Below are 8,821 nucleotides of genomic sequence, written 5' to 3'. Positions count from 1 at the left end.
TCATTTCCTCGTCCCGAACCTCGCGCAGGATCGATCTTGCCATGAACAATGCAGTTCGGCGAGGGTCTATATGATCATCCGGGATGGGACACATAGAGAGAAAACGATTGCGACATGTAGCCGACGCGGCGCCGCGTCGCGAGATCGCTGCTGTCCACCGGCTTGCCAAAGAGCTGTGCATGACCCTCGGTCGGATCCAGCAGACCGGTCAGCATCTTCATCGTGGTGGTCTTGCCGCACCCATTTGACCCGAGAAATCCGAAAATCTCGCCTTTCCCGATTTCGAAACTGACATTGTCAACGGCAGTGAAGTCGCCGAACCGCTTGGTCAGCCCCTCGGCCTTGATGGCGGAGGTTTCTTCGGCCACGTCGCGCGGCGGCAGATGCACCGATCCATGGCCCTTGCGCTTTTCTTCGGGCAGGAAGGCAATGAACGCCCCTTCCAGCGTATCCGCCCCGGCCTGGACGCGCAGATCCTGCGGTGTGCCGGTTGCCAGAATCCGGCCCTCATCCATCGCAACGACGTGGTCAAAGCGTTCGGCCTCCGACATGTAGGCCGTGGCGATGGCCATTGTCATGCCTTTGCTGCGCGCGCGAATGCGGTCTATAAGCTCCCAGAACTGTTTGCGCGACAGCGGATCGACACCGGTCGTGGGCTCATCGAGGATGAGCAGGTCCGGGTCATGGATCAGCGCACAGCAAAGCGACAGCTTCTGCTTCATGCCGCCCGACAACTTGTCCGCCGGACGCGCCGCGAACGGGGCCAGTCCGGTACTCTCCAGAAGCTCCCTTATCCGATCCTTACGCTCTGAGGGGCCCTGACCAAAGAGCCGACCGAAGAAATCGACATTCTCGTGGACCGTCAGCGTCGGGTAGAGGTTCCGCCCGAGGCCCTGCGGCATGTAGGCGATGCGCGGATAGCTTGCGGCGCGATGCGTGGGGTCTGCCATGTCGCCGCCCAGCACTTCGACCCGGCCCTGCTGTATCCTCCGGATCCCGGCCATCAGGCCCAGAAGCGTGGATTTGCCAACCCCGTCCGGACCGATCAGCCTCACCATATCGCCCTGCGCAAAGCGCAGACTGACATCATTCAGCGCCGAAATCGCCCCGTAGCGGTGGCTGATATGCGCCATATCGACGGTGATCGTCTCAGTCGACATCGGGCAACCGGACAGCCAGAGAGGCAGGCCATTCCGCGCCCGGATCGACGCGCACATGGGCCAGACCGGGGACACCGGTCTTCACCACGTCCTGATAGTCGGCGAGGATCTCGGGCGGGATGCGCAGCTTGACCCGGAACATCAGGTTCTCGCGCTCCTCCTCCGTCTCGACAAATTTGGGGGTGAACTGCGCCTCACCAGCGACAAAGCTGACGCTGGCCGGGATCACGTATTGCGGGGCCGCATCGAGCACCAGCCGCGCCTCGGCCCCATAGCTCAGCCGTCCTGCCGCGCCTGTTGGCAGGTAGACCGTCATCACGACATCCGTCAAATCCAGCAGCGTGAGAACACGCGCGCCCGCAGCGAGCACCTCTCCCGTGTCAGCCAGGCGATACTGCACCCGCCCCGCACGGGGCGCACGCAGGACATACTCCTCCAGATCCGCGCGCGGCCGGTCAACAGTGGCCTGCGCCGCCTCGATCCGCGCCTCTGCCGCGGCGATGCCCGCCTTGGCCGAGTCCACCGCCGCCTCGGCCGATTCCTTCTTTGACAGGCGCAAGTCGATGGTTTCTTCGGGCGCAAACCCGCGCTCGCCCAGCTCTTGGGCGCGATAAAGTTCCTTCTCGGCGTAAGTCAGGGTGCTTTTCTTTTCCGCAAGCATCGCGCGACGTTCCGCAAGCGTCTGACGCGCCGCGCCAACCTGTGCCTGCGCCTCGCGCAATTTCGCCCGAAGCTGCGTATCGTCGAGTCGGGCCAGCACCTCATCCGCTTCGACGCGGTCGCCCTCGCTGACCATGATCTCTGTCAGTCGACCGCTGAATTTCGTGGCCACATCCACGCGTTCTGCCTCGATCCGTCCGTTTGCGGTCGCGAATCCCGGAGGTGGGCCATCATCCACGGTCAGCCCCCAATAAAGAAACCCGGCCCCGAGAAGCACGAGAATACCCGCCCCATACAAAAAGCTTTTCTTCATGGACATCGCAGCATGCCTTTCCTGTAATGGGCTACATCAGCACCGCCCTTGTTACGTTTGTACTCAACAGTCCTGACGCATTGGGGCATATGACCCACCGAATAAAACAGGCAGATGACCGAAAGCGCCGGTTGCAGCCCCCCGGCACACCGCTCATCCATTTCAACGTTCCCTTCGGCCATCGGGAAAGCGCGTGCCCTTCACCGCCCCCGGCTGTCCCGTGACAAAGTCTTTTTGCATGTAGTGGACGACGTCCCCGGTCGAGAGCACCTTCGCGACCGTGCTGTTGGCGACCGTGAGCGCGGTCTGCTGGTTGGCGGTCGCCGTCGCGACGGCATCGCCGACCACGACCACATCATAACCCCGGGAATTGCCGGCATAAGCGGTGCTCAGCACGCATTCATCCGTCCACAGCCCGACGATGACGATCGTGTCGATATCATGAGCCTTGAGCATCTTGTCGAGATAAGACGCGCCGTCCTCGTCAAATGTCCAGAACATGTCGAGATGCTTGCCATGATAGAACCAACCCTCCGCCACCTCGTCTTGCGTTGGCGCGATCTCGGTGAGAGGTTCCAGCCCGGGTGCCCCGGTAAAGACATAGGCCGCGTTTTCCGGGTTTTCCGGGCGCAAACCCCTCGGGCCGTACCAGCGATCCATGGCGTTCGATATGCCGTCATCGAAACGTCGGCTCCACGCACTCCAGACAATACAGACCCTGTCACTCCGGGCACGCGCCGTGCGGAAGGTATCGACCAATGTCACCATGTTGGGCAGAATGCCCTCGGCATAGTCACGGTACTCTTCCTGACAATCATCGAGAAGCAGGGCGATCCGGCGCGGACGATCCGCCAACTCCCACGAAGCCCAGAACGCGATCGGGGTCCCATTAGGGCCATCCGGGGTGCAACTGTAATTCGGCATCGGCTCCATCGCGAGCGTCATGTCGCGAAACTTGCAAGGCTGCTGCAGCGCCTCTTTCAGGGTGGGGATTTTGCTGTCGTCTTGTGTCATTATCAATCTCCTGTCAGTTGCCAAAGCATGACGTGAACATTGCGTGGGCGACCATGTGTCAATGACGGTGGAACGGCTTGCCCCTGCTCTCGGTCACTATCGCAAGGATCCCGGTCAGGCTGTCTGTGACGGTCCCGGCCGTTGAAACGGGCTGCCAGTCGGTCGATTTCGGGGCGCGGGCGAGTTGATTTGCAAGAACCTGCGCATCGGCATCCGAAGCGCCGGGATCGCGTATCTTCAGCCGAGCGTGCAGGGCCTCGGGGTCGGCCTGCAACCAGAACCCGTCAAACGGCGCGCCAGTCGCAGCGGCCACGGTCGCAATCCGGGCGCGGTCCTCGGCGCGGTCATGTACCGCCTCGACGATCACGGTGACACCATCTGCAAGCAGTCGCTTCGACCGCGCGGCAATCACGGTATAAACCCGCGCGGAGACCTCGGCGCTGTAGGCTTCGGGCGGCAGCGGCTGATCAGAGGCTGTGTCGAACATCGCCTTTCGCGTGCGGTCGCTGCCGATCACCCGCGCACCTGGCGCAGGGCCCAGATGCGGCGCGAGCGCTGCGGCAAACGTCGATTTGCCCGATCCGCTAAGCCCCCCCAATGCCACCAGACGCGCGGGGGCGGGCACAAGCAGATGCTCGGCCAGATCGAAATAGGCGCAGGCCTCTTCCGCCAGCCTGTCCCGCTCCCGTGCCTCGGTTTCGGCCTGTGTTGCGATGACATGCGCCCGCACTGCGGCGCGCAGGGCCATGAAAAACGGCATCAGCACATAACCGTCTTCCTGCCCGGATGCGTCGCAATAACGGTTCACAACCTGCGACGCCTCGCGCCGCAGGCCGCGATGGCACAGGTCCATAACCAGAAACGCCAGATCGTAAAACACGTCCACGGTCGCAAGCGCGTCGTTGAACTCGAGGCAGTCGAACAGCTGGACACGCCCCTCATAAAGACAGATATTGCGAAGATGCAAATCACCATGGCAGCGTCGTATTTGGCCCGTGCGCGCTCGCGCATCCAGCCGCGCGGCATGGGTTTCGAGGGCACCGTTGAAGGCCGCAACGAGGCGGGCGATATCGGCTTTGGCAAAGACGGAGCTGTGGCGGAAGGCCTCTGCGTTGACGCGCAGGACCGATCTGATGTTGTCGACGCCGTCAGCGTCATCGTCCACCCGGGCGTTCGCATGCAACGCCGTGATCTCTTGCGCCAATTCATCGAGATACCGTGATGTCAGCGTCCCGCGTTGCGCCATCGACTCAAACAGCGCGTCCTGATCGAATCGGCGCATCTCGACCACCGCATCGAGAAGTGCGCCTGATCCATCGAATTCAGGCCCATTTGCACCGGCGGTGATCCGGCGCACCCCGAGATAAAGCTCCGGCGCGGTACGGCGATTGAGGCGCAACTCCGTCTCGCAGGCGGCCAGCCGCTGCTCCGGGGTCGAAAAATCGAGATAGGGCAGACGAACAGCACGCTTGAGCTTGAATACCTGATTGCCCGCCAGAAACAGGTGCGAAATATGGGTGTCGATCCGCTCGACGGTGTCGGTTATCCCGTAGCTGTGGGGATCCGACAGAAATGCCCTGGTCGTTTCCTGATCCTCTTGACGCATTCTAGTTCCCCGCAACCGTAATGTTGCAAACGTTATCCTATTGCTGACAGTCTTCCTTAACACTGGTTAATTGAGCGAGACATCGCTTGGCATTGCAGAAGAAAAGCCATGACGCGGGATGGCGCAAACAGCGTGATTCTGAACACGGGCGATATGCCGGATAGCGCAACACAGCGCGCATGTCGCGACCAGTTCATCAACGCCTTTCGCAGCAGGCAGACCAGCTACCCTCATTCCTGAGGTGTGCTGCAACACATACTTCAGAGCGGCCAGACGATCAGCAGGATCGGGATACTGACCGCAACCACGAGGCATTCGAGCGGCAGGCCCAGTTTCCAGTAATCGCCGAACTTAAACCCACCGGGCCCAAGGATCAGGGTTGCGTTCTGGTGTCCGATCGGCGTCAGGAAGGCACAGGAGGCGCCGATCGCCACCGCCATCAGGAAGCTGTCGGGGTTTGCGTTCAAGCTTGCCGCGGTGCCAAGCGCAATCGGGCATAGGACAGCGGCCGTTGCGGCGTTGTTCATCACGTCCGAAAGAAACATGGCCGTCACCAGAACCACAACCAGCGCGCCGACTGCATTGCCCCGGGCAATGATCGAGACCAGAAAATTTGCCATCAGATCCGCCGCCCCAGTGGACTGCATCGCACCCGCGATCGGGATGAGAGCTGCCAGCATAACGATTACCGGCCAGTCAATAGTCATATAGATGTCTTGCAGTCGCACGGTACGCAAGATCATGGTCGCCAAAACACCAAGCGTGAAGGCGGCGGCGGCTGGAAGCAGGCCTAGGGTTACAGCCCCTATCGCGCTCAGCATAATCGCAGCGGCGGTTACGGCTCTGCGCCTGTCAGGTATATACAATTTGCGCTCGCGCAGTGGCACACACCCGGTATCATTCGCAAACTCGGACATGGCATCTTCAGGACCCTGCAATAGCAGAAGGTCGCCGGATTTCAGTTTCAGTGTACGCAGCCTTGCCCGCGGCAGCTGCCCTCGGCGAGACACGGCCAGCAAACTTAGACCGTAGCGTGTACGCAGACGCTGATCCCTAGCAGATTGCCCGGCAATATACGATCCGGGCAGGATGGCGAATTCGCGCAGTACGATCTCTCCGTCGTTATCAATGCTATCCGCCTCATCCCTATCGGAAGTCTTGTCGTTCGCGCTGTCACTTTCGGTGTCTTCGGTTTTGGAACTTGTGCTATCCGTATTCTTTCTGTCCTCCGAAGACACCCGCTGTTCCTCTAGCTTGATATCGAAGACAGCCAGTGCTCCTTCCAGCGCATCGACATGGGCGTCAATCAAAAGAATGTCACCAGACCGAATGCGTCGAGCACCATGCGGCGCGAACATCCGGACCTCGTTGCGCACCATACCCACAATCTGCGCCTCGCTATCCTCGATTTCGCGTTCGAACCCGCGTAGCGTCAAGCCTTCGGCCTTGCTGTCTTGAGGAATACGCACTTCGGTCATATAGGTTCCGGTTCTGAATTCCTTTCCAGAGATGGATTTGCGTACGGGCACCAACCGCCAGCCAACAACCGCAATGAACACCACCCCAACCAGAGCGACCGCAACACCGACCGGGGCAAAGTCAAACATGCCGAAATGCCCGAATCCCGCATCGTTGCGAAAGCTCGAGACCATCAGATTCGGCGGCGTACCGGTCAGAGTTGTCATGCCGCCAAGGATTGTGCCAAGGGCCAGTGGCATAAGCACCTGTCCGGGTGTCAGGTCCAGCCGGTGTGACATCTTTATGGCGACCGGCATCAGCAGCGCCATCGCACCTACATTGTTCATAAAGCCCGAAAGCGCCGCGCCAAGGCCCAGCAACGTCGACATGCTCATCAATCGCCCAGCCTCGCGGCGGATCACACGGCGGGCGAGCCAATCCACCGCGCCCGTTTCCCGCAATCCGCGACTGAGGATCAGCACGCAAGCCACGGTGATTACCGCCGGGTGACCGAACCCGGAAAAAGCCTCGTCGGCGGGTACTAGCCTCGCGATCACGCAAGCCATCAGCGCGGCCAACGCCACCACATCATGTCGCAAACGCCCCAACAGAAAAAGCAGCAACATAGTTGCAACTATTGTGAATATGATGATCTGAGGAGGTGTCATGCAGCTAGAATTCACATCGGCCAAGTGTAAAGGAAACGCTTGAATGTGAAAGATCATGTGACCAAAACACAACCCAAAGACAGAACATTATTACGCACTGATTATAATTGATAAACCGTTCTGAACAGGCCGCACGTTCGTCGATCAGAGACTATAGATCTACTTGTTGGGCGTATGTCACCTTGAGGAACGCCTGAAAAACCTGCGACTTGCGGCCTGTTCTGATAAGTTTGGGGCGTCCGCCAGAGGAGTCCTGCCGATGCCGAAACAGTCTGCCATTCCCGGCCTGCGTGATGCGATGAAGAAGGTGACGCAGCGCGAGCAGTTTCTCGCCGAAATGCATGCGGTGGTTCCGTGGGGCCATTTGCTGGCGTTGATCGAGCCGCACTACCCGAAGGTCGGCCCCAGTGGCGGGCGCCCGTCGATTCTGCTGGAGACTATGTTGCGGGTCTACTTCCTGCAGAATTGGTACGCCCTGAGCGATCCAATGGCCGAGGAGACGCTTTACGACAGCGAGGCGATGCGCCGGTTTGCCGGGATTGAACTGGGCGACAATCGCATTCCGGACGAGACCACCATCCTCAACTTCTGCCACCTGCTGGAGCGGCACGAGATGACCGAGGCGATCTTTGCCGAGGTGAATGCCTATCTGGCCGACAAGGGCATGACCCTCCGCTCCGGCACGCTGGTGGATTCGACCATCATCGACGCGCCGTCTTCTACCAAGAACGAGGCTGGCGCGCGCGACCCGGAGATGTCGTCCACGAAGAAAGGAAACAACTGGTATTTCGTCATGAAAGCGCATGTCGGCGTCGATGCCGACAGCGGCGTCGTGCACAGCCTGGGGACCAGCACCGGATCGGTTCACGACAGCCGGGTCTGGGCCGACAAGGGCTATGTCAGCGCCGAGCGCGAGGCGGCGTTCACTGGCCAGGGCAAGATCTGGGGCGTCATGCGCAAGGTGCCCAGGGGCGGCGGGCTACATCTCGTCGACGAAGACATCAACCGCATCATCGCCTTGGTTCGCGCCAAGGTCGAGCATCCCTTCCGGGTGGTGAAGCGCCAGTTCGGCCACGTGAAAACCCGCTATCGCGGATTGGCCAAGAACCGCGCCCAGCTCTTCACGCTCTTTGCCTTCGGCAACCTGTTCCTGGTGCGACGAAAGCTGCTGGCATGAAGCGGACTGTGTCCGAAATCCGCCGAACCGCCGACAAGACGGCCCTGAAACCGGGAAATCGGGCGCGAATGGCCAGTTGGCACCCCCGCAAACCCATCAAGCCGCTATCTCGGCTCAGCCGAGCGCCTTGATCAGACGTTCCTTGAATTGATGCGGCGGACGCCGTCGCACGGGGGTATCCACCGCATCAATTCAAGCCAATACCTGATCTTCTACCGCATAAGCGCTGATCGGATCACCAGACTTGACATCCTGAATGACGCGATAACTCTGGAGTGATCCTGTTCATTGCCAGCGGACGCCCTTCTCGCGCGCAGCGCTTTCAGTTCGTGGCGCGCCACATCCTATAACGCCCCTGCCCTGTTACCTCGCGGTCAGTAGAATCCCATGAAACCTCGCCTCACGAGGGTATTGATGATTTGCGTCAAGGTCGCGCTGTCGCAGTCCTCTATGCTGTCTCAGAGCCCGATTTGAAACTAATTGAGTGAGTTCAGCAGGTTGTGCTTCTGTTCGGTTGCAAAGCTGAACGGAGATCACGATGGCTTGGACCGAACTCACTCGCCGCCAGCATGCCCGAGCGGGTGGCAAATACGCAAGCGATTTGACAGACCCCGAATGGGCACTGATCGCGCCTTTCATGCCCGCACCCAAGACCACGGGCAGACCCCGCACGACAAGCTTGCGCGACGTGTTCGACGCGATCCTCTACATGGCGACGACCGGGTGCCAGTGGCGGATGCTGCCGAATGACTTTCCGCCGGTTTC

6 protein-coding genes and 1 pseudogene are annotated in these 8,821 nt (G+C 60.3%); 2 read left to right on the top strand and 5 right to left on the bottom strand.

Annotated features, from left to right (window positions below):
• Positions 1–92: 92 nt before the first annotated feature.
• The 5 genes and pseudogenes from BMW66_RS19340 to BMW66_RS19320 form a co-directional block, all read right to left on the bottom strand.
• A pseudogene (locus BMW66_RS19340) lies at positions 93–1,160 on the bottom strand (ATP-binding cassette domain-containing protein); the annotation flags it as partial.
• Positions 1,150–2,139 (bottom strand): HlyD family secretion protein, encoded by a 990-nt coding sequence (locus tag BMW66_RS19335; RefSeq protein WP_093120787.1) that lies wholly within the window; start codon positions 2,137–2,139, stop codon positions 1,150–1,152. The pseudogene BMW66_RS19340 and the gene BMW66_RS19335, both read right to left, overlap by 11 nt.
• A 156-nt stretch (positions 2,140–2,295) precedes the next feature.
• The gene (locus tag BMW66_RS19330; protein WP_093120785.1) at positions 2,296–3,147 is read right to left on the bottom strand and encodes an isochorismatase family protein; all 852 of its coding nucleotides are present in this window, start codon (positions 3,145–3,147) and stop codon (positions 2,296–2,298) included.
• A 58-nt stretch (positions 3,148–3,205) separates the two neighbouring features.
• The gene (locus BMW66_RS19325; RefSeq protein WP_093120784.1) at positions 3,206–4,753 is read right to left on the bottom strand and encodes a bifunctional aminoglycoside phosphotransferase/ATP-binding protein; all 1,548 of its coding nucleotides are present in this window, start codon (positions 4,751–4,753) and stop codon (positions 3,206–3,208) included.
• 260 nt (positions 4,754–5,013) lie between these two features.
• On the bottom strand, positions 5,014–6,837 hold the full coding sequence (locus tag BMW66_RS19320) for an SLC13 family permease (protein ID WP_245729566.1): 1,824 nt from the start codon (positions 6,835–6,837) through the stop codon (positions 5,014–5,016).
• Between the two features lie 301 nt (positions 6,838–7,138).
• On the opposite strand from BMW66_RS19320, the gene BMW66_RS19315 reads away from it, so the two are divergent.
• Positions 7,139–8,056 (top strand): IS5 family transposase, encoded by a 918-nt coding sequence (locus tag BMW66_RS19315; protein WP_093120782.1) that lies wholly within the window; start codon positions 7,139–7,141, stop codon positions 8,054–8,056.
• Positions 8,057–8,594: 538 nt separating this feature from the next.
• Positions 8,595–8,821: transposase (locus tag BMW66_RS19310; RefSeq protein WP_139196314.1), on the top strand; the 227-nt coding region annotated here is incomplete at its 3' end.

The organism is Salinihabitans flavidus (assembly GCF_900110425.1).
Lineage (GTDB): Bacteria > Pseudomonadota > Alphaproteobacteria > Rhodobacterales > Rhodobacteraceae > Salinihabitans > Salinihabitans flavidus.
The sequence above is the reverse complement of the archived record's forward strand: the minus strand, read 5'-3'. Positions and strand labels throughout refer to the sequence as shown.